31 protein-coding genes are annotated in these 26167 nt (G+C 57.7%); 14 read left to right on the top strand and 17 right to left on the bottom strand.

Annotation, left to right across the window (positions count from 1 at the left end):
• Positions 1-4: 4 nt before the first annotated feature.
• The 7 genes from MEFOE_RS08425 to MEFOE_RS08395 all read right to left on the bottom strand — a co-directional run bounded on the left by MEFOE_RS08425 (position 5) and on the right by MEFOE_RS08395 (position 4503).
• Complete coding sequence (locus MEFOE_RS08425; protein ID WP_067050997.1) at positions 5-985, bottom strand: biotin--[acetyl-CoA-carboxylase] ligase; 981 nt, start codon at positions 983-985, stop codon at positions 5-7.
• Positions 986-990: 5 nt separating this feature from the next.
• Positions 991-1413, bottom strand: a complete 423-nt coding sequence (locus tag MEFOE_RS08420) for a DUF2111 domain-containing protein (RefSeq protein ID WP_067050994.1) — start codon at positions 1411-1413, stop codon at positions 991-993.
• Positions 1414-1443: 30 nt separating this feature from the next.
• A complete protein-coding gene (locus MEFOE_RS08415) occupies positions 1444-2025 on the bottom strand; it encodes a hypothetical protein (RefSeq protein ID WP_067050991.1) in 582 nt (193 codons plus the stop codon).
• The gene (locus tag MEFOE_RS08410; RefSeq protein ID WP_067050988.1) at positions 2022-3455 is read right to left on the bottom strand and encodes an RtcB family protein; all 1434 of its coding nucleotides are present in this window, start codon (positions 3453-3455) and stop codon (positions 2022-2024) included. Before MEFOE_RS08410 ends, MEFOE_RS08415 begins: the two co-directional genes overlap by 4 nt.
• An 11-nt stretch (positions 3456-3466) precedes the next feature.
• Positions 3467-3874 (bottom strand): archease, encoded by a 408-nt coding sequence (locus MEFOE_RS08405; RefSeq protein ID WP_067050985.1) that lies wholly within the window; start codon positions 3872-3874, stop codon positions 3467-3469.
• A gap of 2 nt (positions 3875-3876) precedes the next feature.
• Positions 3877-4020 (bottom strand): hypothetical protein, encoded by a 144-nt coding sequence (locus tag MEFOE_RS14695; RefSeq protein WP_328585448.1) that lies wholly within the window; start codon positions 4018-4020, stop codon positions 3877-3879.
• A gap of 168 nt (positions 4021-4188) precedes the next feature.
• Complete coding sequence (locus MEFOE_RS08395) at positions 4189-4503, bottom strand: DUF2551 domain-containing protein (RefSeq protein WP_067050980.1); 315 nt, start codon at positions 4501-4503, stop codon at positions 4189-4191.
• 182 nt (positions 4504-4685) lie between these two features.
• Between MEFOE_RS08395 and MEFOE_RS08390 the strand changes: the two genes are divergently transcribed.
• From MEFOE_RS08390 to MEFOE_RS13745, 8 genes are all read left to right on the top strand, one after another.
• Positions 4686-5543, top strand: coding sequence for a protein translocase subunit SecF (locus MEFOE_RS08390; RefSeq protein WP_067050976.1), 858 nt, complete (start codon positions 4686-4688; stop codon positions 5541-5543).
• Positions 5540-6988, top strand: coding sequence for a preprotein translocase subunit SecD (locus MEFOE_RS08385; protein ID WP_067050973.1), 1449 nt, complete (start codon positions 5540-5542; stop codon positions 6986-6988). The genes MEFOE_RS08390 and MEFOE_RS08385 overlap by 4 nt, the downstream gene beginning before the upstream one ends.
• A gap of 39 nt (positions 6989-7027) precedes the next feature.
• Complete coding sequence (locus MEFOE_RS08380) at positions 7028-7324, top strand: thioredoxin family protein (RefSeq protein WP_067050970.1); 297 nt, start codon at positions 7028-7030, stop codon at positions 7322-7324.
• Complete coding sequence (locus MEFOE_RS08375) at positions 7321-7596, top strand: thioredoxin family protein (protein WP_067050967.1); 276 nt, start codon at positions 7321-7323, stop codon at positions 7594-7596. The genes MEFOE_RS08380 and MEFOE_RS08375 overlap by 4 nt, the downstream gene beginning before the upstream one ends.
• Before the next feature lie 26 nt (positions 7597-7622).
• Positions 7623-8249 (top strand): endonuclease III domain-containing protein, encoded by a 627-nt coding sequence (locus MEFOE_RS08370; RefSeq protein ID WP_067050963.1) that lies wholly within the window; start codon positions 7623-7625, stop codon positions 8247-8249.
• Positions 8222-8767, top strand: coding sequence for an aldolase (locus MEFOE_RS08365; RefSeq protein WP_067050961.1), 546 nt, complete (start codon positions 8222-8224; stop codon positions 8765-8767). Before MEFOE_RS08370 ends, MEFOE_RS08365 begins: the two co-directional genes overlap by 28 nt.
• 278 nt (positions 8768-9045) lie before the next feature.
• Positions 9046-10365: an AAA family ATPase gene (locus MEFOE_RS13390; RefSeq protein WP_083523395.1), complete on the top strand. Its 1320-nt coding sequence runs from the start codon at positions 9046-9048 to the stop codon at positions 10363-10365.
• A gap of 2 nt (positions 10366-10367) precedes the next feature.
• Complete coding sequence (locus tag MEFOE_RS13745; RefSeq protein WP_153015911.1) at positions 10368-11084, top strand: hypothetical protein; 717 nt, start codon at positions 10368-10370, stop codon at positions 11082-11084.
• A gap of 41 nt (positions 11085-11125) precedes the next feature.
• Here the strand turns inward: MEFOE_RS13745 and MEFOE_RS08360 are convergent, their stop codons facing one another.
• Positions 11126-11386, bottom strand: a complete 261-nt coding sequence (locus MEFOE_RS08360; RefSeq protein WP_160329518.1) for a hypothetical protein — start codon at positions 11384-11386, stop codon at positions 11126-11128.
• Positions 11387-11480: 94 nt separating this feature from the next.
• Here MEFOE_RS08360 and MEFOE_RS08355 point away from each other — a divergent pair, with 94 nt between their 5' ends.
• Positions 11481-12101: an ATP-binding protein gene (locus MEFOE_RS08355; RefSeq protein WP_067050955.1), complete on the top strand. Its 621-nt coding sequence runs from the start codon at positions 11481-11483 to the stop codon at positions 12099-12101.
• Positions 12102-12666: 565 nt separating this feature from the next.
• Here the strand turns inward: MEFOE_RS08355 and aglJ are convergent.
• The gene (gene aglJ / locus MEFOE_RS08350; protein ID WP_067050952.1) at positions 12667-13599 is read right to left on the bottom strand and encodes an S-layer glycoprotein N-glycosyltransferase AglJ; all 933 of its coding nucleotides are present in this window, start codon (positions 13597-13599) and stop codon (positions 12667-12669) included.
• A 39-nt stretch (positions 13600-13638) separates the two neighbouring features.
• Between aglJ and MEFOE_RS08345 the strand changes: the two genes are divergently transcribed.
• On the top strand, positions 13639-14208 hold the full coding sequence (locus MEFOE_RS08345; RefSeq protein WP_067050949.1) for an endonuclease dU: 570 nt from the start codon (positions 13639-13641) through the stop codon (positions 14206-14208).
• Here the strand turns inward: MEFOE_RS08345 and MEFOE_RS08340 are convergent.
• Positions 14180-14770, bottom strand: a complete 591-nt coding sequence (locus MEFOE_RS08340; protein ID WP_067050946.1) for a hypothetical protein — start codon at positions 14768-14770, stop codon at positions 14180-14182. The genes MEFOE_RS08345 and MEFOE_RS08340 overlap by 29 nt on opposite strands.
• A 154-nt stretch (positions 14771-14924) precedes the next feature.
• Between MEFOE_RS08340 and MEFOE_RS08335 the strand changes: the two genes are divergently transcribed.
• Positions 14925-16076: a WD40 repeat domain-containing protein gene (locus tag MEFOE_RS08335; protein WP_083523394.1), complete on the top strand. Its 1152-nt coding sequence runs from the start codon at positions 14925-14927 to the stop codon at positions 16074-16076.
• Positions 16077-16557: 481 nt separating this feature from the next.
• On the opposite strand, the gene MEFOE_RS08330 is transcribed toward MEFOE_RS08335, so the two are convergent.
• The 4 genes from MEFOE_RS08330 to MEFOE_RS08315 form a co-directional block, all read right to left on the bottom strand.
• Positions 16558-16899, bottom strand: a complete 342-nt coding sequence (locus tag MEFOE_RS08330; RefSeq protein ID WP_067053141.1) for a winged helix DNA-binding protein — start codon at positions 16897-16899, stop codon at positions 16558-16560.
• A 5-nt stretch (positions 16900-16904) separates the two neighbouring features.
• On the bottom strand, positions 16905-17141 hold the full coding sequence (locus tag MEFOE_RS08325; RefSeq protein ID WP_067050941.1) for an LSM domain-containing protein: 237 nt from the start codon (positions 17139-17141) through the stop codon (positions 16905-16907).
• 80 nt (positions 17142-17221) lie between these two features.
• Positions 17222-17998, bottom strand: coding sequence for a fructose 1,6-bisphosphatase (locus tag MEFOE_RS08320; protein WP_067050938.1), 777 nt, complete (start codon positions 17996-17998; stop codon positions 17222-17224).
• Entirely contained in the window at positions 17995-18900 is a 906-nt protein-coding gene (locus MEFOE_RS08315) for a class 1 fructose-bisphosphatase (RefSeq protein WP_067050936.1), read from the bottom strand. Before MEFOE_RS08315 ends, MEFOE_RS08320 begins: the two co-directional genes overlap by 4 nt.
• Before the next feature lie 221 nt (positions 18901-19121).
• On the opposite strand from MEFOE_RS08315, the gene MEFOE_RS08310 reads away from it, so the two are divergent.
• Complete coding sequence (locus tag MEFOE_RS08310; protein ID WP_235809593.1) at positions 19122-20252, top strand: transposase; 1131 nt, start codon at positions 19122-19124, stop codon at positions 20250-20252.
• Positions 20253-20343: 91 nt separating this feature from the next.
• On the opposite strand, the gene MEFOE_RS08305 is transcribed toward MEFOE_RS08310, so the two are convergent.
• Positions 20344-21261, bottom strand: a complete 918-nt coding sequence (locus MEFOE_RS08305) for a beta/alpha barrel domain-containing protein (protein WP_067050930.1) — start codon at positions 21259-21261, stop codon at positions 20344-20346.
• A 286-nt stretch (positions 21262-21547) separates the two neighbouring features.
• Between MEFOE_RS08305 and MEFOE_RS14475 the strand changes: the two genes are divergently transcribed.
• Positions 21548-21991, top strand: a complete 444-nt coding sequence (locus MEFOE_RS14475; RefSeq protein ID WP_235809592.1) for a helix-turn-helix domain-containing protein — start codon at positions 21548-21550, stop codon at positions 21989-21991.
• Positions 21964-22734: an RNA-guided endonuclease InsQ/TnpB family protein gene (locus tag MEFOE_RS14470; RefSeq protein WP_235809591.1), complete on the top strand. Its 771-nt coding sequence runs from the start codon at positions 21964-21966 to the stop codon at positions 22732-22734. The genes MEFOE_RS14475 and MEFOE_RS14470 overlap by 28 nt, the downstream gene beginning before the upstream one ends.
• Before the next feature lie 78 nt (positions 22735-22812).
• Here MEFOE_RS14470 and MEFOE_RS08295 read toward each other — a convergent pair whose 3' ends face one another.
• The gene (locus MEFOE_RS08295; protein ID WP_067050926.1) at positions 22813-23595 is read right to left on the bottom strand and encodes a tetratricopeptide repeat protein; all 783 of its coding nucleotides are present in this window, start codon (positions 23593-23595) and stop codon (positions 22813-22815) included.
• 121 nt (positions 23596-23716) lie between these two features.
• On the bottom strand, positions 23717-26158 hold the full coding sequence (locus tag MEFOE_RS08290; RefSeq protein WP_067050923.1) for a CDC48 family AAA ATPase: 2442 nt from the start codon (positions 26156-26158) through the stop codon (positions 23717-23719).
• Positions 26159-26167 lie beyond the last annotated feature (9 nt).

Raw genomic sequence — 26167 nt, 5'->3', positions numbered from 1 at the left:
GCCCTCAGAGGTGCATGCAGTCGCCTGCAACGACCTTCTCGATCCGCCCGTTGTCCCGCCTGATGATCAGGGCGCCGTGCTGGTCGATGTCGATGGCGATGCCCTCGAAGGTCTTTCGCATCGTCCTGATCGAGACGCGGTTGTCCAGGGTGCGGGAAAGGCTCTTCCACTCCCTGATGATCGGGTCGTATTCGCCGCTCTCCAGGATCTGGTACCTGCTCTCGAACTCCTTGAGGACAGTCGTGAGCAGGGACGCCCGGTCGACCTCGTGTCCGAGTTCTGCCATGACAGACGTGACCGTCTTCTGGAGGTCAGGGGGGAGGTCGCTGATATCCACGTTGGCGTCGATGCCGATGCCGAGGAGACAGTAGTTGACAGTCTCCCCCTCGGTCGAGAGTTCGACGAGGAGCCCGGCCACCTTTTTGTCGCCGATATATACGTCGTTCGGCCACTTGATCAGGGCCCCGAGGTCGTACTTCCGCCTGATCGCCCGGGCGATCGCAAGGGACGCGGCCATCGTGATCAGGAAGAGGGAGTGAACCGGTATCGTCGGTTTCAGGATGAGGCTCGCCCAGATGCCACCCTTTGGCGAGACCCAGGCGCGGCCCATCCTCCCGAAACCGCCGGTCTGTTCTCCGGCGACGACCAGGGTGCCGTGGAGGGCGGCAGGGTCCCCTTCAGTGCAGAGCTTCCGGGCCGCCCAGTTTGTCGAGCCGACACTCTCATGGTACCTGATCTCCCGGCCCATCACCGCGGTCTTGAGCGTCTTTCCGATCTCCTCGGAGGTGATCGCCCCCCCTCCCCTGACAAGGAGATAGCCTGACCCCCGGGAGAACTCGATGTCGTGTCCTGCCTCGCGCAGGCTTTTGATATGGTGTGCGACCGACGAACCGGGTATATCGAGGGACTCGCTGATCTGTTCAGCGGTGATGGGGTCTTCGGCCGATTCGAGTATCTTTAGAACCTTCTCAGTAACATCGTTCATGGCTATTACCTTTTTGCGGGGATCGCTTCTGTAGGGAGAGGACAGGGGTCTTTTCCGCAGACCTGCTGCAGGATCGCGGACTGGTGCTCCATCAGGGTCGCGAGGTCGAAGATCCCGGTGATGTCGACGACGCCGATCGCACCAATCGCCTCGCCGGCGCTGTCGCGCACCGGTGCGACGACGACAGGCACCCCTCTATAGGGGCCTGACGGCGGCACATCTTTTTTCAGTCTGTTTTCTGCAATGGCGGCTTCGAGGAGCGGACCGGTATAGTGACCGTCGACCACCCTCCCCTCCTCGACACGCAGCCCTGGTGCATTCCGTGACCGTGCCGTTATCGGCAGCCTGTTGAGAAGGAGATGGACCGCCATCACCACCGGCGTGAGGTCGTCTGTCGTGGATGAAGCGGAAATGATATACTGGTCCATTATTCCACCTGTACTCTCCATTACACTCTTCTAAAATAAGGTTTCTCTTTCCGCGGTACAGAAGGTACCGACAAACCGGGCAGAGGGATACTCATGGATGCTGGTGACGACGACCACTCCCTTTCCTATCTGCTTTGCAAGGACGACCGCCTCCCCTTCGGGTGTTGCGGCGATCACGTCCGCGTCGGCATCAGGGAAGACGCCGTCTGTCTCGACGGCATCAGTGTCGTAGTCCTCGACGATCGCGGCGTACTCGCTCTCGGCAGGGAAGACGAGTTTCCTCTGCCCAAAGTCGTGCCTGTACTCCACCCTGAAGGGGAGCCAGTCGTAAGCCCCCGGCCGCTCGTCCATGGCGCCGAAGATCAGGAGGTGACCGCCGTTCTCGACGAAGGTGCGGATCCGACCGGACGCAGCGCGGAGTGCCGGGAGAAGACGGGAGTACCGGGGGTTCGCAAACCCGGTCGGCACGATCAGGGCGACGTACCGCCCGCGGTAGAAGGGAGACGCCACGAGCAGCTGGTTGATGGGGTCGCAGCTGACCCCGCAACACTCGTTGACGAACCTGTTGAAGGTACCTGGTTCGTCCCAGAGGATTGCCGCCTTTGCCGTCACCCCTTGATCACCCCGACCGGGTGGAGCCTGACCACCGGAAGGGAGAGCCCTGCCAGGCGGACGACGTCGACGACCTTGTCGCTCTCCTTGTACGCGTCAGGGGCTTCTTCGGCGATCGAGGCGTCGCTCGTCGCCCTGACGATGATCCCCTGCTTCAGGAGTTGTTCCCTGACCTGCCTGCCAGGCGTGGCGTGCTTGGCCTTTGTGCGGCTCATGACCCGGCCGGCACCGTGGCAGGTGCTCCCGAAGGTCCTCTCCATCGCCGTCGCCGTGCCATGGAGGACATAAGAGGAACTGCCCATGCTGCCCGGGATGATCACCGGCTGGCCGACCGCACGGTAGACCTGCGGCACGTCGTGGAGACCGGGGCCGAAGGCGCGGGTGGCGCCCTTTCTGTGGACGCAGAGGGTCCGCCTCTTCCCGTAGGCGGCGTGCTCCTCCATCTTGGCGACATTGTGGGCGACGTCGTAGACCAGGGGCATCTCCTCATAGGCGATCCCGAAGAGGCGTGCGAAGACGGTGCGTACCTGGTGGGTGATCACCTGCCTGTTCACCCAGGCATAGTTCGCTGCGGCGGCCATCGCCCCGAAGTACGCCTCCCCTTCGGGGGAGTGGACAGGGGCGCAGGCGAGTTGCCGATCCGGGATCTCGATCCCGTACTTCCGGGTCGCCGACTCGAGGACCCGCAGGTGGTCGGTGCAGACCTGGTGGCCGAGGCCCCGCGACCCGCAGTGGACCATGCAGCAGATCTGGCCGGTCGCAAGACCGAAGGCCTTTGCCGCCTCGGGGTCGAAGACCGCGTCCACCGCCTGCACTTCCAGGAAGTGGTTGCCCGAGCCGAGGGTACCGGCCTGCGGCCTCCCCCTCTGACGGGCCTTCTTGCTCACCGCGGCCGGGTTCGCCTGCTTCATCTTCCCCTGCTCTTCGCAGTGGACGATGTCGGACTCCATGCCGAGACCGTGGTCTATCGCCCACTCCACCCCGTCGGCCATCAGGTCGTCGAGGTCGGCCTCGGAGAGGCGCATCGTGCTCTCGGCACCGACGCCTGTCGGCACCGTCCTGAAGAGTTCCTCGATCAGGGCCCGCGGGTTTGTGATGTCGGCGACGGTGAGAGGCGTCGTGATCAGGCGGACGCCGCAGTTGATATCGTAGCCGACCCCGCCCGGCGAGACGACGCCCGTGTCCTCTTCAAAGGCGGCGACACCCCCGATGGGAAAGCCGTAACCCGAGTGGATGTCGGGCATGGCAAGGGAATATCTGACGACGCCCGGGAGCGTGGCGACATTGGCGAGCTGCTGGACCGCCCCCGCTTCCAGCGTCTCCGATAGGTCTTCGGAGAGGAAGAACCGGCCGGGTACCCGCATCCCCGGGACATAACCGACCGGCACCTCCCATTCGACCTCGCTGATCTTCTCGATCCCTTCAAGCATTTCCGACTACCTCACACATCAAAGAGTATCTCGCTACAAAACTCTTCCCCGTCCCTGAAGATCGTCAACCCTGAATAGGATACCCCCTTGACCTCCATACCGCCCTGGTGTTTCTCCCGGGCGAAGGGTTCTCCCCTGGCCGTTACCGTAAGGCTCGTGCCTGTTATGGAGACATCGAAGGAGGAGAAGACGACCCTGTCCACTTCCGAGACGAAGAGGAGTTCGGAGAGAAAGTCGATCATCAGGGACGGGATGTCGTCGGACGTGACCGTGATGCTCCGCTCGATCTCTCCCTCGTCGCAGGTGACGTACATGATGGAGAACATTGCCCTGGCGGCCTCGGCAAAGAGGGCGTTGCAGTCCTCTGCCCGCACCCGCACCCGCACATCTGCCTGATGGGGAAGTTCCTCGAACGACATCCTCACTCCAGGTCGTAGGCCGGCACAAGGCCGAGGTCGATGGTGTCAAGGTACGGCGCCTGGTACATGGAGATATAGATCCAGTGGCGCCCTGCCTTCACTGCCACGTCTGTGGCTTTCTGGGGCTTGACCGAGATCGGAAGCAAAATCGGGCCCCCGCAGGACGTACACACCCTGAAATCGCAGCCTCGCTTTTGAACATATGACAGAACCTCTTCCGAGACTTTTATCCTCGGGGCAGAGGGTTCTTTCCCGGTCCTTATCATCCCTTATACGTCAATGCAGGAAAGGGTAAAACTGTTGTGATCCCCCGCCTATCCGCTGTCGAGGAGGCGGGTGACCATGCCGATGTAATCGTCCTTGATCTCGTAGACGGCGTTCGGGCTCTCCGGGTCACGTCGCACACGCAGGACTCCGATGCGCGAGGCGATGATCCCCACCATCGAGGCGATGGAATGATAACTGACCGTAAAGGTCCGGGAGAGCAGCGCATAGAGATCGGGGATCGTCGTCGACCTGATCCTGACGAAAAAGGCAAGAACTTCATGCCTGATGCCTGTATTGTCTCGTGAAAGATATGTCTTCAGGCGGGCCTCGATCTCCTTCTTGATGTCGGCCGGCGACCGCATAGTGGTGTGTGGTATTGGTCTCCATATTAATCTTACTATTTTATTTCAGACTCTCCCGGCCGTGGTATCAGGAAAAAAGCCTCCCGCGAATGAATGGGTCGAGACGTTATTCCCCTCCAAAAAGACGCAATACAGGGGGGGATATCCAAATATTAATCCCTTCTACGGCAGACTATATACCTATGGGGTTTGTCACCTACGATGTCAACAAATACCCGCCAAAGCAGATGGTAGTGATACCACTCGTTCTGCTTCTTCTGGCGCTCGGCCTCCTTACTTTTAACTGGCTGAGCACAGGGATGCCGTTAACTCCCGGCATCGACTTTGCAGGCGGCACTGCCGTCACCGTCATCACCGACGACAGTATTGATGAGATTAAGGAATATTTCGCAGGATTCCCCCTGACTGATGTCGGTGAGGGGCTTGACGGCGGCAAGTACGTCAGGTTCGGCCCCATGGACGACGACCAGGCGCAGGCGCTCAACGAAAAGGTCCTGGAACGCTATCCTGACGCAAAGATCGACCAGATCGGCGAGGCCTTCGGGAGCACCCTCCAGCAGCAGGCCTTCATCGCCCTGATCTTCTCCTTCATCGGGATGGCGTTCGTGGTCTTCATCGCGTTCAGGAACCTCGTCCCCTCCGTGGCCGTTGTCATCTCGGCATTCTCGGACATCGCGATCACAGCGGCGATCATGAGCCTCATCGGCATTCCTCTCACCCTCTCAACGACGGCGGCCCTGCTGATGCTCATCGGTTACTCGGTGGACAGCGACATCCTTCTTACGACCCGAGTCCTCAAGAGGCAGGGGAAGACGGAGGACAAGTTCGCCGGGGCCTACAGGACCGGCATCATCATGACCACGACGACAATGGCCGCGGTCGCGGCGATGTTCGCGGTCACGGCCTTCGGCGGCGTTGAGGTCATCGCCCAGATCTCGGCCGTCCTTCTCGTCGGCCTCTTTGTGGACCTGATGAACACCTGGGTGCTCAACGTCGGCATCCTCAGGGCATACGTAACACGGAACGGGAGGCACGCATGAACAGCGATACGCTCAGAAAACTCTATACCGATTGGAGGATCGTCCTCATGGTGGCCCTGGTCATCCTCTCGATCATCGCCATCGGTCCACACTTCGAGGACGGAAAATTCACGACCAACCTCCAGTACGGCCTCGACCTCCAGGAGGGTTCCTGGCTCCAGATGGAGTTCCAGGCCGAAGTGGTCACAGTCGAACCGGGCATCGATATCAACAAACTTGCAGACACTCTGGGCACGGAACTGGACACCGAGGTGATCCCGATCTCGGCGGATCAGGTCGAGGTTCGGAAGGCGTTCACACGTGAGCAGCTTGAGCCCGTCTTCACGAAGGCCGGGGCGACCATCGTTACCGTGAACCCTGGCGTCTCCAAGGACACCGCCGAACTCGTGAAGCGGACTCTTGACGAGAAGGTGAACAGCCTCGGCACCAAGGATGCACGGGTGAACATCCTCACCGGTCTCAACGGCATCACCCGCTATGTGCGTGTTGAACTCGCCGGCGTCGACATGAAGACGGCGAACGAGATCGTCGGCCAGCAGGGCAAGTTCGAGATCCGCGTTCAGACGACCGGAAACCAGACCGAGCACGTGATCTTCGGCGACGTGATCACGAGCGTCAACGTGCCGACAAAGGACCAGCAGGGTATGTGGGGCGTTGGCTTCACGCTCAGCCCCGAGGGTGCGGATGCCTTCAGACAGGGCGCCATCTCCTCGAATGCGGTGAACGACCCGCAGAACCATGAACTGGTCATGCTCCTGGACAACAATACGGTGTACTCGGCGCCCCTGTCCGCTGAACTCGCCTCGCAGCTGAAGGCCGGGCCGATCCGCAGCCTCAGCGCCTCCACCGGCGTCGGCGACGAGGGCCTGCAGGAAGCAGAGAACCTTGAGATCCACCTGCGGGCCGGTGCCCTGCCTGTGGACGTGACTGTCGCAGGGTCGGGATCTGTCTCGGCAACCCTCGGCGACTACTACAAGATCCTCTGTATCCTGGCCGCGATCGCCGCCCTGATCGTCGTCGGTGTCGTGGTCTACTACCGGTACCGCGAGCCGAGCATCGTGCTCCCCATGGTCGCAACAAACCTCGCCGAGATCATCATCCTGCTCGGCATCGCACGGTTTGTCCAGCAGCTTGACCTGGCATCGATCGCGGGTATCATCGCCGTGATGGGTACGGGCATCGACCAGCTCGTCGTGATCACCGACGAGGTGCTCCACGAGGGCCGGGTGCCGTCGTCGAGCGTCTACCTGAAGAGGCTCTCGCGGGCCCTCGGGATCATTGTCGTCTCCGCAGGGACTGTCGTCTTCGCGATGCTGCCCCTCGCCCTGATGGACCTCTCGACTCTCCGCGGTTTCGCCATCATCACGATCCTTGGCGTGCTCATCGGCGTGCTGGTCACCCGGCCTGCATACGGCAAGATCATCATGGCGATCCTCTCGAAATAACCGGAAACTCTTTCCCCTCTTTTTTCCCCATACGTCGGCATGGGTAAACCGGTGCTGATCGATTTCTTCTCCGCGTGGTGCGAACCCTGCCGGGAGCAGACCGCCATCGTGGAGGCCCTTGCCGAAAGGCTCGGCGACAGGGTGGAGGTGAGGATGATCGATGTCGCGGAGAGGCGCGACCTGATATCTGCCTACAGGCTGGTGACCGTTCCGACGATCGTCATCGAGGCGGGGGGAAAAGTGGTCGGGAGGTTTGAGAAGGTCACCGACGCAGAGACGCTCGAAAGCATTTTATTATCTCTGATCGATGATCATGCAGAAAGAGGGATAGTATGAGCAAACCGGTATTGACTGACTTTTTTGCGACATGGTGCGGGCCGTGCAAGATGCAGACGCCGATCCTTGAAGACCTCAAGGAGAAGATGGGCGATCTGGTCGAGATCAGGACGATCGATGTCGACCAGAACATGGAAGAGGCGATGAAGTACCAGATCCGTGTTGTACCGACCCTTATCATCGAGAAGGACGGCATTGTCCTCCAGAAAATCGAGGGCGTCACCCGTGCCGATGTCCTTGAGGATATCCTCAAGCCCCTGATCGAAGAGTAAGGGATACTTTCACCATTTTTCTTTCCATGGATCAGGACGAACGAGTCCGGGCCCTGCTCGGTTTTCTTGCTGCACGCTATGGCGAGATCGTCTGGTGGGACGCATCCGCGGACGAGGTGGTCATCGGTGCGGTGCTCACCCAGCAGACGCGGTGGGAGAATGTCGAACGCGCCCTCGCCCTCCTCAAGGACGCGGGGGTCTGCACGGTCGAGGGGGTCGACCGGGCGGAGACGGCAACGGTCGAGGCGGCGGTCCGCTGCACCGGTTTTTACCGGGTGAAGACGGCGCGGCTGAAGAGGTTGTGCCGCCGGATGTGTGAGATGGGGGGTATCGAGGGCCTGTCCCGTCTTCCGACACCTGCCTTGCGGGAGGCGCTCCTTGCCGTCAATGGTGTCGGCGAGGAGACGGCCGACAGCATCCTCTGCTATGGGTTCGCCCGTCCGTCCTTCGTGGTCGATGCCTACACGAAGCGTATCTGCGGGTGCATCGGTGTCACGGGGTCGTATGGTGCGCTCAAGGCGGCCTTCGAGAGGGTGCTGCCCGAGGACGCGGCACTGTACGGGCGTGTCCATGGCCAGGTCGTCGAATATGCAAAGGAGTTCTGTGTTGCAGGACGGTGTGACGAGTGCAGGATGAAGACTGTGTGCGTATAGGAAAGAGGCTCTTTACGGAGGGCCTTGTCGGCGGAAATTTCGGGAACATGAGCAGGAGAGTGGAGGACGATTTCCTGATCACGAGGACGGGGTCGTACCTCGACGATCCCGGCGACCTGGTGCTGGTGCCCTGCGAGGGCGAGGCGCCGCCGGGGGCGTCGAGCGAGTACAGGGTGCACCAGGCGGTCTACAGGCTGACTCCCCACCGGGCGGTCGTCCACGCTCACCCGGCCCATGCGGTGGCGGCGTCTCTCGCCTGCGAGAGGATCGTCCCGATGGACAGCGAGGGGGAGATGCTCTGCCCGGAGATCGCGGTCGTCGGCGGGGCGCCCGGGACGCAGGAACTCGCCGACAATGTGGCGGCGGCGCTGAAGGACGCCCACCTGGTCATCGCCCGCGGCCACGGCACCTTCGCGGCGGGGAAGAGTCTCGACGAGGCATATCTCTACACGTCGCTCGCGGAGTACTCGTGCCGGGTTTTGTTGTACGCGGGGTTGTGGGGGAAAGGGAGTTTTTAAGCTGTTTTTTGGGAGGGATTGGAGTATCCCCCTTGTTTATTGAGGGAGGATAGGGGATCTCCGTTCTTCCCACAATCTGAACTGAGTTTTCCTTGAATGCGGAGATCAGGCAGGTCACCCGTCGGTATCAGTACCTTATGTTCAGGAGCGATCTCTGGGTTCTGTGATCAGATTACTAACACAAAATGGGCTCGTTAATTAAAAAAGATGTGGAGATACAATATGTTCCCCTTCATATCGGAAGGTAGAAATGAAACCAGTACAACATTCCTTTTAGTATGGATGGACTTCAAGAGATCTCTATTAAAAATTATCGAGCATTGAATGAAATATCCTTTCAACCCAAAGCCGTGAATATTTTTGTTGGCCCAAACAATAGTGGCAAATCTTCTATTCTTGAAGCAGTTGCTCTGTTAATTTCAGGGAGAAACAAGTGCAAAGACTCCCTTGGTGTTTCTGTGTTAAATGAGATTATCCAAAAATATTCGATAGAATATCTTATTCGTGGTTTAAATCAGTCAATACAGATTGCATATGGCGATAGTAAGATGTTCGTAGAATTATATTCTTCTGGATACCCAAAAGATGAGACTGGAACAATGATCCAGAATTTTTTCTCCCAAAAAATACATGAATACCTTAGTCAACCAGATACCCTTGCAAGATATAAATCTCGCTACAATGAGGAGAGAAAATATTATTTTAGGTCATCTCCAAAGGCAAAACAAATAACACTTGATGGGATGATTCCATCTGACATTCAATCGAGATTATACGATATAGATGAAAATAATGAATACGTTGATCAAACATTGGCGGATTATATTGGGCTATTACAAGAAAAGTTTGAATCATATATGTATAACAAAAATAAGATTGTGATATCTGGCTTTTCGAATAATGCTCTTGATTATCTGTATGTTGCTTTAGGCCCAGAAAAACCAAGATACCTTCTACGAAGAGAAGAAGTCTTCGAATTTTTAAGGTATTTCTACGGAGATGATGGAGTATTCACGGTTCATTCGAGTAATTCCAATAAAGCCAATTTTGTGAGTGATATTGGATCGAGTGGTAATGCGCGAAAAGTGGAGGATTTGCATGATGAAGTTGTTCGAAGAAATCTGATGTCTGAATCACAGGATTGGCTTATTTCAAAGATTCCCTATATTGAAGATATTCGTAAGACTGATGAAGGCATGTTCGTTTCTCTAAACGGATATGATCGGACAATCCCACTATCTTCAATGGGAGATGGGCTCAAATCGATACTAAAAATAGTATATTTAAGTGTTCTAGCCAAAAATGGAGTAATTGTTCTTGAAGAACCAGAGGTATCTCTTCATCCTGGTTACATCGAAATGTTAGCTGATTCTATTCTTTTTTGTTCAAAAAATACACAATTTTTTATTTCAACTCATTCTGAAGATCTAATTGAGAGTTTGTTAGAATCGGCAAATAATATAGAATGTCTTGATACTGTCCAAGTCATAAAAATGCATAACAGAACTGACATACACGCGAGTGAAGCAGAAGTCATCTCTGGGAGTGAAGCCTTGGATGATATAGAGACTATTAATGCAGATCTTCGGGGTGTTTAATCATGATTCGCCCTATTCTCTGTGAAGGAAGATATGACTCTTGGTTTCTGGATGAAATCTTGAAAATAGAGTATGCTGTGTTGCCAATCCGCCTGCATAGTGATTTTAAGAGTTTTAGTAGGTATTATAGATGGGGTTGCCGTGATGGAAAACCTTGTATTATCCTTTCGGACAATGGGCATGATTTGATTAGCAAATATATCCCAAAAATTATTCGAGAATACTTTGCTGCTTTTACTCCCCTTAATCTACACTACGTTGTTCTCAAGGATTCTGATGGTTCCAATCATAGGTTTCTCCTAGGAAATTATTACGATACAATATCTGAGATTATACGGGCTAAAAATATGAACAATGTAGATTTTGATAAGAACGAAGATAATTGCACGATCACTCTTACTTCAAAGCAGGATTCTCGTCATTCATTCCAGTTTCATTTTATATTTATACCACAGAGTTTCGAAAAAAGCCTTGTTGCTAAATCTTTTGAGAAAAATAGACAACTTTCAAAATACAAAGATGATATTGAGCGTATGGATCCACATGATGCTCTTACTGAGATTGCGAAACATCTGGGCATCGACAAAGAGAGTCTTATTCGAAATTCAGTATCACAAGGGTGGTTTCGCGAAGAAGATTGGTACATGACACTTGGTCAATCATTTTGTGATTATCTGAATTTTTCTCCATATCTTGTATCTATTGAGTGTTCCGGATAGTAATATAATAAATATTAATCAAATCTCTATTTTCCAGAATGTTACATTTCTTCTGGCTTTCCGCTTGCGTTGTTTTCTTTTTTCTCTGGCATTACGGTTGCTGGAAATACTTGCGGAGCACCTTCGGAAAAGTGTCGGGATTTGCCGACACCGTCCTCCGCCGTCTCGGCCTCATCAGGGACGGCCGCATCACCAACGGTGCCATCGTCCTCTTCGGCAAAGACCCGCAGACATATTTCCCGAACACCATCATCAGAATCGGCAGGTTCAGGCGGGCCGACATCATCATCATCGGCGACCACGAGATCAGGGGCAACCTCTTTGTCCAGTTCGAGGAGGCAGAGAGGATCATCAAGAACTACAATCGGCGTCCGCTACGACATCTCAGAGGAGGCGATGCAGGAGTCCTTTCAGCGGAAGGAGGTCTGGGAATACCCTCTCCCGGCGATCCGCGAGGCCCTGCTCAACGCCCTCATCCACCGGGACTACTTCAACAACACCGTCCAGACGCAGGTCAGGATCTTCGACGATGCCATCCGCTTCCACAACCCCGGTCGCCTTCCCGAGGGCGTCACCATCGAGATGATCCTCAGGGAACACTATTCCTATCTCCGCAACCCGTTGATCACCGATGTCTTCTACCGTGCTGGCCTCGTGGAGCGTTACGGGTCGGGGATCGAACGGATCATCCGGGCCCTGGAGGAGGGAAAACTGCCAACGCCTGAGATTGTCAGTACGCCCCTCGGTTTCACGCTCACCATGCGCATGAATCTCTTCACCGATGGATATCTACAGGAACTCCGTCTGAACGACCGACAGATCGCAGCCGTTTCCTTCCTCAAGGAGCATGGCACCATAACCAACACTCAGTATCAGAAACTCAACACCGTCGCCGCCCGAACCGCACTGAGAGACCTGAATGAGATGGTCACAAAGCATATTCTTGAACGGCGGGGCACGTCGCGGCGGGACACGCACTATGTCCTGTCCCGGGAGACAAAGGGGCCACTGAGATAATGCGTGATGAGGCGTGATGATCTCCCCGACCTGATCGCAGGGCACCTATCACCGGCACGGTCGGGACGAACCGCCCTCTGTCACCTCCCCCTCTATCACCTTCATGACGACGGCACCACTCGTCGCCACAGAACCTCTGGAAGTATAACCAGAACGACTCGTGGCGCCTGATCTATACGGTGGCCAGCGACGGCGAGACGATCGTGGTGATCATCGAGTGGCTGGACCACACTGCATATGAGAGGCGATTTGGGTACTGACCTTTCCCCTCTTAGATCTCCTTCGTGTGCGTCTTCCCGCTGTTCTCCACTTTTTCGAGGGCCTGAATAATTACATCGCTCATCTGCGGACCTTTCGACGGTTCACCATCTGAATTTTTTCCGTGAGGGGGACGGGATTCTCTCATAAGCCTTCTGCAATGAGGTGGAGGATATACCCGAGGGAAAGATAAATGATCCGCTATTGTTTTTATGAGAATCGGAGCATGAAGCGGCAGGGGATCAAAAAAAGAGGGCTGATGGAGATTGAACTGACGAGACCGAGATAGAGGGGGAGGCCGACTCACTCACTCCCGTCTCTTCGGCGGCTGAGGCGGCTGCAGCCTCTGGACCTCCCGGATCACCTCGCGGTGGAAGGCGAGGATCAGGTCGCTGATCACGCCGAACATGAAGATCTCGATGCCGACGACGATGAAGAGCACCGTGAGGATGGTCATCGGGAGGTGCTCGATGTCTTTGAGCCATTCGAGGAAGACATAGACCCCCATGCACCCGCCGATAAAGGTGAGCAGGAGCCCTATCATCCCGAAATAGAAGAGGGGATTATTAAGGCGGGCGAAACGGAAGATTGCCGAGAGAATCCTGAACCCGTCCTGGACGGGATTGAGTTTGGTCGGCGTCCCCGGCCGCATCAGGTAGTGGACAGGGACCACCGCGACCTGCTGGTCGAATTTTACCGCCTGCACCGCCATCTCGGTCTCGATCTCGAACCCCGCCTCCTGGAGGTCCATCTGCCGCAGGGAGGAGAGGGTGAAGGCGCGGTAGCCGGAGAGGATGTCATGGAGGTCGCGGCCGTGGGCGACCTTGAAGAAATAGTTGATGATATAGTTCCCGACGAGGTTCAGGCGGGTTAAGGCGCCTTTCTCCGGGTAGGCGAGACGGTCGCCGATCACGTGGTCGAAACCGGAGACGAGGGGAGAGAGCATCTTCTCGGCGTCGTCGGGGAGGTACGTGCCGTCCCCGTCGAGCATGAGGACATAGGGGAGATCGATGATCGCGGCTGCTTCGATGATCGCGTTTCCTTTTCCCTTTTCAGTCTGGAAGATGACTTCTGCCCCGGCTTTCCGCGCAATCTCCGGTGTGCCGTCGGTACTGTGCCCGTCAGCCACCAGAATCCGGTGATATCCCCTTTCTTGAAACTCCCTGACCAGGCCTTCTATGGTCGGCGCCTCGTTCAGGGTGGGAATGAAGATGCACACCTGGTCCTTCTCGATCTCCATTGCCATACTATTTAAAAAGCCATCGTCATAAGTGCTTCCATGCACATGGCGAAGACGGGGCTGCGTGCCCTCGGTATCGCCGAGAGTTTCCGGGGGCGGGAGAGGTCCACGCTTGCCGGCGTCGTGATGCGCAGGGACGGCGTGGTCGACGGCTTCGGGTTCGGCGAGGTGACGGTCGGCGGCGTGGACGGGACCGCTGCCGTGATCTCCCTATTTCAAGGATTGGAACGGGAGGATATCAACTGTGTCCTCCTCTCCGGGTGCGTCATCGCCTGGTACAATATCATCGACCCCGACGTGGTCAGCCGTGCGACGGGGCTCCCCGTCGTCGTGGTCACGTACGAGGACTCGGACGGTCTTGAAGATGATATCGCCGCTCACTTCCCGGGCGATGCAGAGAGGATGGAGGCGTACAGCCGCCTCGGCCCTCGCGTCCCCCTCCGCCTTGGCACCGGGTACACCGTCTACCTGCGGTCGGCGGGGATCGAGACGGCGGACGCGGGGAGAGTCGTCGATGCCTTCACCCGCGACGGGAAGATCCCAGAACCCCTGCGGGTCGCCCGCCTCGCCGCCCGCGCCGCTATGCAGTATACGTATCGGCAGAGATGAGCGCACCTGTCCGGGTGTCGCGGATCTCGACCCGCACCACGTCGCCGGGACGGAAGGTGCCGTTGGCGAAGTCGATGATGATCCGACCGTTCGGGCACCACTGGCTCCCTGTGCCTGTCATATACTGGGTGCCGGTGTGATGGGTCTGTATGAACTCGTGCGCCTCCATCGTCAGGATGCGGGCCTCGACCTTCTGGCCGTTTTTGAAAAATGTGGGATACATATCGTTTTTGACATAATAGCGTGTCCTGTCGGGTTCGGTCGTATGGACGCCGAGGCGTTTCCAGAACTCTTTCATGGCCGCGTCCCCCGCGTCCTCGGGAGGGGGACGGGGGTTGTACCAGAGGGAGACGCGGCTGTCATAGTTCATCGTATACGGTTTTTCGTCATCGACGTGGGCGATGTCGATGATCTCGAAGATGCACGGGTCCTCAGAGATCGAGAAAGAAAAGGAGAAACCCAGGCAATAGATAATGAGGAGGACAGCGGCGGTCATGACGACCGCACAGAGGATCAGCTCGCCTATCAGATGAGATGTTGCCTCAACTGTTCCGGAGCTCATTGTTCTGGCCTGGCGATGTCCCTACATAAGACTTCCGGTCGGCGGACATCTCTGCCGCTCCCGTCAGCGCAAAATTCATATATGAGGGGCGTGATCTCTCTCAAACTCTCTTCTTCCTCTGCTGTCGGAAGGGAGAAGCAGGTGGGGGACGTGCATGCCGAAGTGGACACTATTTGCTCTTCTCTTTGTTCTGGCACTACAGGCCGTGGTGGTCGGGAGTGCCGGAGAGATCGAGGCGACCCGTACATGGGAGCATGCCTTCGGGAGCGAGATCCTGACCCTTGCACTGGCGCCCGACGGTTCCTCCTTTACGGTCGGGACAAACAGGCCCGGGGCCCTGTATTATTATGACCGGAACGGCACCCTCCTCTGGAGCCATGAAACAGGGTGCCCGGTCTATGGTTCTGCGGTCTCGAAGGACGGGGCCTATGTCGTCGAAGGGTCGGACCTGGTGCGGGTCTTTACCCGCGAGGGGGATCTGGACTGGCGGTGGAATTCCGGGTACTTCGCCTTTAGCGTGGCCATATCTACCGATGGAAAATATATCGCCGTAGGAAGCGACGACGACACAGTACGCCTTCTCAGACGCGGCGCCGGCGAGTTATGGAAGTATGATACGACAGGCGATGTCGATGCCGTCGCGATCTCGGCCGACGGCAGTCTGGTCGCCGCGGGTGCCGACGGTCAGGTCTACATGCTGGGCAAGAACGGCAAAAAGATCTGGAAAAAGGATGCCGGGAAAGGGATTCGATCGGTCGCCATATCCCCTGACGGGGCCCTGATCGCCGTCGGGTCCCTGGATTACCGGGTTCACCTCTATAGCAGCAATGGGACGCTGCTCTGGCAGTACAGGACAGACAACCGCGTCCATCATGTGGGGATCACATCTGATGGCCGGGTTGTCGGGGCATCGCAGGACCAGGCCGTCTATCTGCTCTCGAAAGATGGCGAACTCCTCTGGAAGGAGACACAGCCCGCGTCGGTCACCGCGGCCGTCATCTCGGACGACGGGTCCCTTGTCCTCTCGGGGACGGGCACGGGTGACCAGAGGGTATCCATGTACGCCCTCGAAACGATTGCCGCAGTGATATCGACGCAGCCGACGCAGCCCCCGACACTCCCGCCTGTCAGGACGATCGAAACACTGCCCCCTGTTGCGGAGGCCCCGGGAGCCATCTCTCCAGAAAAGTCCCTGTTCGGGTTCTCGACCATTTTTAACCGGCCCCTGCCGCAGGTCCTCCTGCTCGCCGGGGGGGTGGTGCTTGCGGGGTGGATGGTGGCGGCCCTGTACCGCCGGCGGCGGTGATGATCAGGTCTCCATTTTTCTGCTCTGTTGAAAGTGGGAGATACCTCTGATCCTCCGGTGAAAGCGTGGATCCACTACCTTCTCCATACATGCTCACCGCGGGTTTCATCCCCGGTACAGGCATTTAGATCCTGTGACACCCGTACAAACGCCATCCCTTAATCAGACACCGGGGGGCGGCGGCCCCCCGGACCCCCAAAATTAGGATAGAATTAGGGATGGGAGAGCCCGATCAATCGCCTTTTCCATACGGAATCACCGCAGGTTTCATCCCGAACCCTTGCAATGAGGATAGAACCCCGGAAGAGGATTGCTAAGGGGGAGATTGCCGTCCCACCCCCAATCCCAATGTGGGGTTCGAAGGCACTTCGTCCCCCAATTTCGATTATGGGGACGGCAGCGGGCCGCACTCGTGCCTTGGTGAGAGCATGAGCGATTCACAAGAGCCGAAAAAAGGAAGTTCGTCCCGGGCAAGGACAGGTTACTCGTTCACTTCGCTGATTGCCAGTTCGTACATCCAGTCAAGAAGGACCGAACACTGCTCCACATTGCAGTCCAGGTCACAACCGATACAGGGGATCAACTCTTCTCCTGCCATCAGGAGAGAGGGATCGACCGCCTGCTGCCGTGCCTTCAGCAGGTATGTCTTGAGCCCCTCCTCTCTGTACTCGAGGCGATCGATGAGGCCGGCATCGCTCAGTTTCTTGACGACCCGCGAGCATTTCCGGCTGTCGATGTTGAGGAGTTTCCAGAGTTCACTCTGGAGCACTCCTTCCTGCCTCGACTGGATGATCCTCAGGGCCTCATCTTCAACAGATGGCATGTCCATCAGATAAGGGGTGCGATCGTAAGAATATTGTTCCCCCTGATGACGACGGTGCCGAGGTTGCGTCCCCGCTGGTCGCCCGTGAACTCGATCGTCTCGTCCATGTGCAGGTTCAGGTGCTCGTCCACGGCAACGAGTCTTCCCTGCAGCTTCCGGCCCTCGTCCTTGATCTCTACGCTAATCTTTGAATCAACGAGCGAAAAAACTTTTTTCACTGGCAGAACAATACTGTTGACCATCTGAGGTTATGTGGTGGTGGAAAGTATTTAATCTTTCCATCAGCCGGAAAAACCCCATTGCACCGTTTTTTCCGGAGGCCTCACCGCGGGGTGAAGGCCGGGTCGTCGAAGAGGTCTGCCGGGCCGATGAGCATGCCGTCATGGACCCCGAATCCCAGGCAGACGGCTTTTGTACAGACCGGTACGGCGTCGCAGAGGCTGACCGGCATGAGGCCTGAGGCCGCGACGGCGGCGAGGACGCCGGCGACCGGCGGGCACCCACGGCCGGTACCGAGGAGGAGGGCCGGGTCGGCGCCTGTGCCGGCCGTGGCGACGGTCTTCTCCGGTCCCTCAACCTTCACGACGGAGGCGCCGCCGCGGATGTGTTGGAGGAGGTCGTAGGCGCCGGACGGCGTGGGGTAGACCCCGCCGTCACTGCAGGTGAAGGCAAACCCCCGGTGGAGGAGGGGGTCGTCCACCAGGGCGGGCGTCGTGTAGGGGTCGGCGAAGATACGGGCGAGCACCTCGCTCCAGGCCCCTCCCCCCGCCCCGCTGGAGAGGAAGACGAGCACGCCCTCCCCGCTCTCGACGGAAAGGTCCGCTCTCCCTGCCTCACCGTGGCCGACGAGGCCGAAACCTGTTGCAAGGGTGCGGCACTCCACCATCACACGGTCGACAAGGTCTGCGATCCGCGGGTCGTCCTGGTGAGTGAAGATGCAGGCAAGCCTTCCGCCCACTCTGGTCACGAAGGAATCGACGATGAGGCCGCCGTGCTCTTTCTTGAGCACCTGTGCGGCCCTCTCGATGACGAGAGGGTGCGCCTTCATGCCGGCCGGGAATCCGCCGATGTCTGCCGTCACCACCGTGACGGCGGTCATGCGTGCGTCCTGCCGAAGATCTCCTTTACCGTCCGGATCATGCCTGCGGACCCGACATAGATCGGGGTGCGCTGGTGCGGGTCGTCGGGTTCCACGTCGAGGAGGTTCCGGGTGCCGTCGGTGATCGCGCCTCCGGCCTGCTCGGCGATGAAGCCGACCGGGACGGCCTCGTACATCAGGCGGAGTTTGCCCTTCGGTCTGTCCTTCAAGGCAGGGTAGCAGTAGATCCCGCCATACTTGAGGATCTGGTGGAAGTCGGCCACATAGGACCCGGTGTAGCGGACTTTCGCCCCCTCTTTCTCGATCGTCTCGATGAATGTGGTATGCGGCGCCGTCCACTCAGGCCTCTTCCCGCCGGTGCCGTAGAGGGTGCCCTCCGGCATCCTGACATCGGCTTCGAGGAGGCGGTAGACACCCTCATGGTCCATCGCAAAGATCTGCACGCCCTTGCCGATTGTCAGGGTGAGGGTCGTCATCGGGCCGTACAGCATGTAGAGCGCGGCCTTCAGGTTTCGTCCCTTCTGTCGCACAGACCCGTTGCCGAAGATCCCGATGATCGTCCCGACCGCGAGGTTCGTCTGGATCAGGGACGACCCGTCCATCGGGTCCATCACGATGGCATAGTCCTGCTTCGCCCCGGCGAAGGTGAGCACCTCCTCCTGTTCCTCGGAGGAGAGTTCGCGCACGAGGCCGGAGTCGCGGGCCGCCCCGATGATCCGTTCGTCGGCCCAGGTGTCCATCGCCGCCTGCTGCTCGCCGTAGACGTTCTCGCTCCCGGCATAGGACTGATGGGTGATGAAGGCCTCCCTGATCGGGCCCGCCTGCCGTGCGATGAGTTCGATGAGTTCCTGCAGCCCGGCTTCGCAGCCTGCCGCCCGGAGATAGTCTTGCAGTGTCGTCATCTTCAGTCTCCGAAATTCTCTATCTTGCGGGGTAAAGGGGTGGAGCGGGAAGTGTGCACCTCTCAGAGAGGTGCACATGCGCACTTCCTTCAGAAGTGCACAGACCCCGGCCTTTAGGCCGGGGATGACAGCGGAACCCCTTTTGGTGATCGCGATTACCCCAACAATATATTGTTGTAAATTCTATAATGCCTTGTATGCTTCAAGCCTGCAAGTATCGGATGTATCCTTCAGAGGAGCAGGTTACGCTCCTCATGAATCACATCCATGCCTGCCGGTTTGTGTATAACCATTCTCTGGAGCAGAAGATCCGGGCATACGAGCAGGAAGGTCAAAAACTCTCCTGTTTCGACCTGAACAACCGTCTTCCCGCCCTTAAGGAAGAACATCCGTGGCTCAAGGAAGTGAACTCTCAGTCTCTCCAGAGTGCCAACAAAAATCTCGACAACGCTTTCACCCGGTTCTTCCGTGAGAAGAAAGGATTTCCACGGTTCAAGTCAAAGAAGAATCCCGTACAGTCCTTTCAGGTGCCTCAGAGTTACTCCGTGGACTTCGATCAGAGATGGATCAAACTCCCGAAGATCAGCAAGATTAGAACTGTCTTCCACCGTGTCTTCACCGGGAAGATGAAGTATGCCACCGTCTCTGTAACATCGACAGGAAAATGGTTCGTCAGTATCCTTGTCGATGACGGGAAACCCGAACCGACACCTGCACCCTTCTCTCTGAACACTACTCTTGGGATCGATGTCGGGCTGAAGGACTTTGCAACCCTCTCTACGGGAGAGAAGATCGAGAACCCCCGATACCTGAAGACTTCCCTCCAGCGGTTGAAGGTGTTACAGCAGAGGGTGTCGCGGAAGGTGAAAGGGTCGAAGAACCGGGAGAAGGCGATCCTGAGACTTGCCCGGTGCCATGAAAAGATCGCCAACCAGAGAAACGATTTCCTGCACAAAATCTCTTTTCGAGTTGTGAGCGAGAACCAAGCCATTGCAGTGGAATCGTTGAATGTTGGCGGGATGATGAAGAATCATCATCTGGCACAGGGGTTCGGAGATGTTTCGTGGAGTATGTTCTTCACGATGCTGGAATACACGTGTCGGAAGTACGGGAAGACTCTCCTGAAGATCGGGAGATTCGATCCCTCCTCGAAGATTTGTAGCAAATGCGGGTATCTCAAACAGGATCTTACCCTCTCTGACAGGGAGTGGATCTGTCCTGATTGTGGTATTCATCACGACCGCGATGTCAACGCGGCGGTCAATATCAAGAAATTTGCCCTGCAAGAACAGAACCTTGTCGGGGTATCAGGTGCGGAACGCACCGTTGAGCCTGTGGACTTGCCTCAGTAGAGGGAGGGTGAAGCAGGAAGCCCCGCCCTTCAGGCCGGGGTAGTTCACAAGAACACCGCCCCGGTACAGGGGGGCGAAAAGAAAAAATGGGTCAGTTGCCCTTCAGGAGCGCGACGGCGTCCTCAAGGGGTGCATTGTCGATGGTGATGGCCGAGATGGCGTTGCACATCCTGACCGCCTCGTCGAGGGACTTCTGGTGGATGTTCCGGCCTGTTGCATTGCCTGACGCACCGCCGGTATGGATCTGGTCGTACAGTTCCTTGAGGAACTTCGTCTCGTCGATGCTCGACCCGCCGGCGCAGACGACCTGCGTCCTGCCTGCGGCACGGGTCACCTCGCGCAGGAGTTCGGCCGAGACCGCGCCTTCCTTCTTCGGGGAGTTCACCTTGACGAAGTCGGAGCCGAGGCAGGCAGCGACGCCGGTGGCGCCGGCAATGAGGTGAGGGTCCTTCTCGTCCTTCACCGCCGCACCGCGGGGGTAGATCCAGAGGACGGTGACGAGGCCGTGCTGGTGGGCCTCGAAGATGATCTGGGCCGCTTCCCTCATCATCTCGGACTCATACTCGGAGCCGAGATAGATCGTGTAGCCGACGCCGAGGACTTTCAGGCCGGTCTGGTTGCGGAAGGCAACGACCTGCCCGACTGTCGAGATCATCGGGCTGTACGGGTCTTTCTGGGCGGTCTTCACCAGGTGGGTCTTGGAGTTGAGCTTGACCAGGTACGGGACGTCGGGATAGTCCCGGCCGTACCGGGTGATCAGGCCGAGCTGGGTTGCGAAGACGCCGATGCGCCCCTTCTGCGCGATCCTGAAGAGGTGCTCCGGGTCGGCGTCGTCCTCGTGGATGCCCTCGCCGAAGAAGTCGTCGTTGAGGTGCTCGATCTTCTGGTCGCCGGCAAAGAGCATGAGGCGACCGGATCCGTGGGTGATTGTCCTGTAGTTCTCGATATAGGTCTCCCGTGCCGTGCCGGGAACGTCGGCGGGGACGGACAGGGTAACATTTGCAGACATACCAGACTCAATCATGCCGCCCTGTACTTATTTTTTATGGGAATCCGGGTTCTGGGGAATAGAGCATGAGTTGGCAGCACGCCCCAGGCATACTGCGTGAAATGTTTTCCATGGTAAATCCTGGTGTCATGTGTCCATGCATGAGAAATTTTAACTTGCGGGGGTGAAGGGGGCGGAGCGGGAAGTCCCGGGTCTTCAGGCCGGGGATGAAAGCAGAGCCGCCCTTCTTCACTTTCACCCTGTAATGAATGATTATATCACACTCCCCAGAAACATTTGTGTGTCTATGATCATTTCCTACAAGTATCGAGCGTATCCAGACGCAACCACCGAGACGCGGCTGAATGCCGCACTCGATACCTGTAGGTGGCTCTACAACGCACTCCTCGAAGAATGCAACACGGCACGGGAGGGCGGGATCGCTCCAACAATGCGAGGAACGCAGGCGCGGATCGTCTCGCTGAAGGACGATAATCCGTCTCTGAAGGGTGTGTACTCCAAAGTGCTCCAGATGGTGAACTATACTCTCTGGAGCAACATCGCTGCACTCTCGCAGACAAAGAAGAAGGGGCGAAAGATAGGTAAACTCAGGTTCAAGAGCGCATTCCGGTACCGGACGCTCAACTACAACAGTCCGGGTTCAAGATTGATAAAGAGCATAGCACCATCTCATTCTCGAAGATCGGCGCGATCCGGTTCACGATGCACCGACCATACACCGGGAAGGTGAAAGGTGTCCTGATCACCCGTTCTGGTGATAGATGGTACGTGATCGTTCCGGCAGAGCAGGATGCTTCCGGGTCAAAGCGCGAAGGACGGTCTGTTGGGATCGATGTTGGTCTGAACTCGTTTGCAGTCGATAGTGACAGTGCGGTGATCGAAAATCCCCGATTCTATGGGCGCTCACTGAATACGATCAAGAAGATCCAGCGGAGTATTGTCCGGAAGAAACGATTTTCACAGAACTGGAAGAAAGCAAAGAGCAGACTGGAGAAGGTCTATGATCATATCACGAACCAGAAAAAAGATTTCCTGCACAAACTCTCCCGCCAGTACGTTGACACCCATGCAACGATCTGTGTCGAAGACCTGGACATCAAAGGTCTGAAGGAGAAAGGCAACTCTACAGGACTGCACAGGAGTATCCACGACGCTTCATGGGGACGGTTCTATTCTTATCTTGCGTACAAGGCTGAAAGTGCTGGTACGGAACTCGTCAAAGTCGATCCCCGGAACACATCACAGATGTGCTCGAACTGTGGAAGTATCGTGAAAAAGACTCTCTCCGAGAGAGTCCATGAATGTCCATACTGTGGTTTTGTTGCCGATCGAGATTACAATGCCGCGGTGAACATTCACCGCGTGGGGATGGAACAGCCCTTTGAGCCTGTGGAGACGATACCTCTCCATCGCATCTCTGTGATGCAAGTGTTGTCCATGAAGCAGGAAGCCACGCCCTTTAGGGCGTGGTAGTTCACACAGCCGAACATTCGTCTCCTCAGAACAGGGCCGGGAGAGGCTTTCGATGATAAAAAAGATGGGAGAGAGATCTTACCCGAGATTTTTGACAATGTCCTCGCAGGTCTGGACGGTGAGTTCAGACCGCGCGACGAGGCGGGTGGCGAGGAGGGGCGCCGTCTTCGGGTCGAGGGCGATTGCGTGGTTGAAGCACTCTATCGCGTCCATATAGGCGTTCGGGTTGGGGCTGAAGGAGGAGCCGCCCGACGCACCCCCGATGTCCCTGAACGCCTCCTTCATCTGCTCCTCCTCCTGCAACGAGATGTAGAGGAGTGCGTCTCCTTTTTTGATCCATGCCGCCGCGTTCTCAGGTTGTGCCTGGAGGATCCGGTCGTAGTAACCGACAGCCTCGTCGTACTGTCCGAGGAGGAGACTTGAGGCCCCGGCCGTCTGGAGTGCCGGGAGGTCGGCGGGGTCGCGAGCGAGGGCATCTGCGCATGCCGCGATGGCGCCTTCAAGGTCGCCGGCCTTCATGAGTGCTTTCCCTTTCTCCGAGAGTGTTGTTGCATCCCCCTCTCCGGTGGTGAGGGCCATGTCATAGCAGACGACCGCTTCGTCATACTTCCCCTGTGCCGACAGGGCCTTTCCTTTCACCCGCAGAAGCCCGGGGTTGTCGGGAACGACCGTGCTCGCGAAGTCTGCGCAGGCGGCCGCTGCCTCATACTGCTCGAAGGAGATGAGAGTGGAGGCGGCCATGGTGCCGACATCGGCGACCCCCGACGAGAGATACTCCGGGTCATCGGCGATGCGGTCGGAGAGGGAGAACCCTGCAACGACGAGGATGCCGAGGATGAGGAGGAGCCACTTGATCTTCACAATTTTCTTTAATGGTATATTACTAATATAGATTTCTATTATCCCGTCGAAGTGAATGTACGATATATCGATTTGTGTTTCAAATTTATTCTCAAATTATCATTCCAAAAAAGAAGTGGGGTCAGCTCCCCTGCAGGTGTCCGGAGACATCCGCGTAGGCTGGTTTCTTCTGCGCACCGAGGGCCGCCTCCAGTTTTTCGGAGAGCGCCGTGATCGCAGGGAAGTCCTTCTTCTGTGCATAGTTTGCCGTCCTCAGTTCTTCGACAAGCGTCCTGACCGTCTCGTCGCCCCGTCCGGCGACAAGCCCCGCGCGCTTGACGAGAGTCGCCGCTTTTTCGAGAATGCCCTTCTGCTCCCCGGAGTACAGGATCTCCCAGGAGAGGCGCTCGAACTCCTCGCGCCTCTCGGCCGGGAGAGACCCTTTCACTTTCCCGAAGGCTAGGTCGAAGTGCCTGGCGGTGACCCGCACATTCCCGATGGCGTCGGCCCGCTCTTCTGCCGACTTGTCCTTCATCGCCGCGATGAACTCGCGCATTGCCGCCAGTTTCGCCTCCCTGACCACGGCCTCGATATCGGCGCCGACATAGCCGTCTGTCCTGGCGACAAGGTCGTCGACCTTCACGTCGGCCGCAAGCAGGTCCTCGGTGCCCTTCAGGTACACCTCGAAGATCTTCTTCCTGCTCCCGGCATCGGGTGGGGGCACATAGATGATCCGGTCGAGCCTGCCCGGCCGTAGCAGGGCCTCGTCGAGCATGTCCGGCCTGTTCGTGGCGCCGAGCACCATCACGTTTTTCAGTTCTTCGAGGCCGTCCAGTTCGGTGAGGAGCTGGGAGACGACGCTCTCAGTCACATGGGAGGAATTGGTGTACGAGCCGCGCTTCGGCACGAGGGAGTCGATCTCGTCGAAGAATACGATCGACGGGGCCGCCTGCCGCGCCTTTCTGAAGATCTGCCGCACTCCTTTCTCCGACTCGCCGACCCACTTGGAGAGGAGTTCTGGGCCCTTCACAGAGATGAAGTTGCACTCGCTCTCATTGGCAGTCGCCTTGGCAAGCATGGTCTTGCCGGTGCCGGGCGGGCCGAAGAGGAGGATGCCCTTCGGGGGCTTGGTGTGCATCCGGCTGAAGACTTCGGGGTACTTCAGCGGCCACTCCACGGCCTCGGAGAGTTCGCTCTTCACGTCGTCGAGACCGCCGACGCTCTCCCACTTCACGTCCGGCACCTCGACGAGCACCTCGCGCATCGCCGAGGGTTCGACGTGCTTTCTGGCCTCGTCGAAGTCCTCGCCCGTGACCTTGAGGTTCTCGATCAATTCGGCCGGGATCTCCTCCTCGATCTTGATCTTCGGGATCACCTGGCGGAGTGCGTGCATTGCCGCCTCCTTCACGAGGAGGGCGATGTCCGCACCGACAAAGCCGTGGGTGGTGTCGGCGAGGTGCGGGAGGTCAACGTTCTCGGCGAGGGGGACGCCCCGCGTGTGGACCTGGAAGATCTCAAGCCTCCCCTTCTTGTCGGGGATGCCGATCTCGATCTCCCGGTCGAACCTGCCGCCGCGGCGGAGGGCCGGGTCGATGGCGTCCGGGATGTTTGTGGCGGCGATGACGACGACCTGGCCGCGGGCCTTGAGGCCGTCCATGAGGGCGAGGAGCTGGGCGACGACCCGTCTCTCCACCTCGCCCTTCGTCTCCTCGCGTTTTGGGGCGATGGAATCGATCTCGTCGATGAAGATGATCGTCGGGGCGTTCTCCTGCGCCTCTTCGAAGACCTCGCGCAGGCGTTCCTCGGACTCGCCATAATACTTGCTCATGATCTCCGGGCCGGAGAGGGAGATGAAGTGGGCGTCCACTTCGTTGGCGACGGCCTTGGCGATGAGAGTCTTCCCGGTGCCGGGCGGGCCGTACAGGAGCACGCCCTTGGGCGGGTCGATGCCAAGCCTCTTGAAGAGTTCGGGGTGGCGCATCGGAAGTTCGATCATCTCCCTGACCATGTCGAGTTCGCGGCCGAGGCCGCCGATGTCCTCATAGTGGACGCCCGTGGCCTCCTTGCGCACGCCCTCGCCGGGCTTGTACGGCGTCTCCTTCAACTCGACCTCGGTCATCTCAGAGATGATCGCGATCCCCTTCGGAGCCACCTTGGTGATGACGAAGGTCAGGGGGTTGCCGAGCACATTGACCCGGATGGACTGACCCTCGAAGACCGGCCTGCCGACCAGGATACGCTTGAGGAACTGTTCGCCGCCGACGAGCCGGATCGGCTGGGTCGGCTGGATGACGACCTTCTGGCCGTAGCCCACCTCGACTTTTCCGATCCTGACCGTGTCGTCGATGCCGACGCGGGCGTCGCCCCTGATGGTCCCGTCGATCCTGATGATGCCTTTTCCCGTGTCCTCGGGATAACTCGGCTTCACGATGGCGGCAGCCTTCTGTTTGCCCTGGATCTCGATCACGTCGCCGGAGACAAGACCGAGGTCCTTCATCACGTCGATGCCGAGACGCGCGATGCCGCGCCCGGCGTCCTCGTAATACGCCTCTTTTACAGTAAGGTCCCGATACTCTTTCTGCATAAGACACTC

Source organism: Methanofollis ethanolicus, assembly GCF_001571385.1.
GTDB lineage: Archaea > Halobacteriota > Methanomicrobia > Methanomicrobiales > Methanofollaceae > Methanofollis > Methanofollis ethanolicus.
This window is presented reverse-complemented; position numbering and strand designations above follow the sequence as displayed.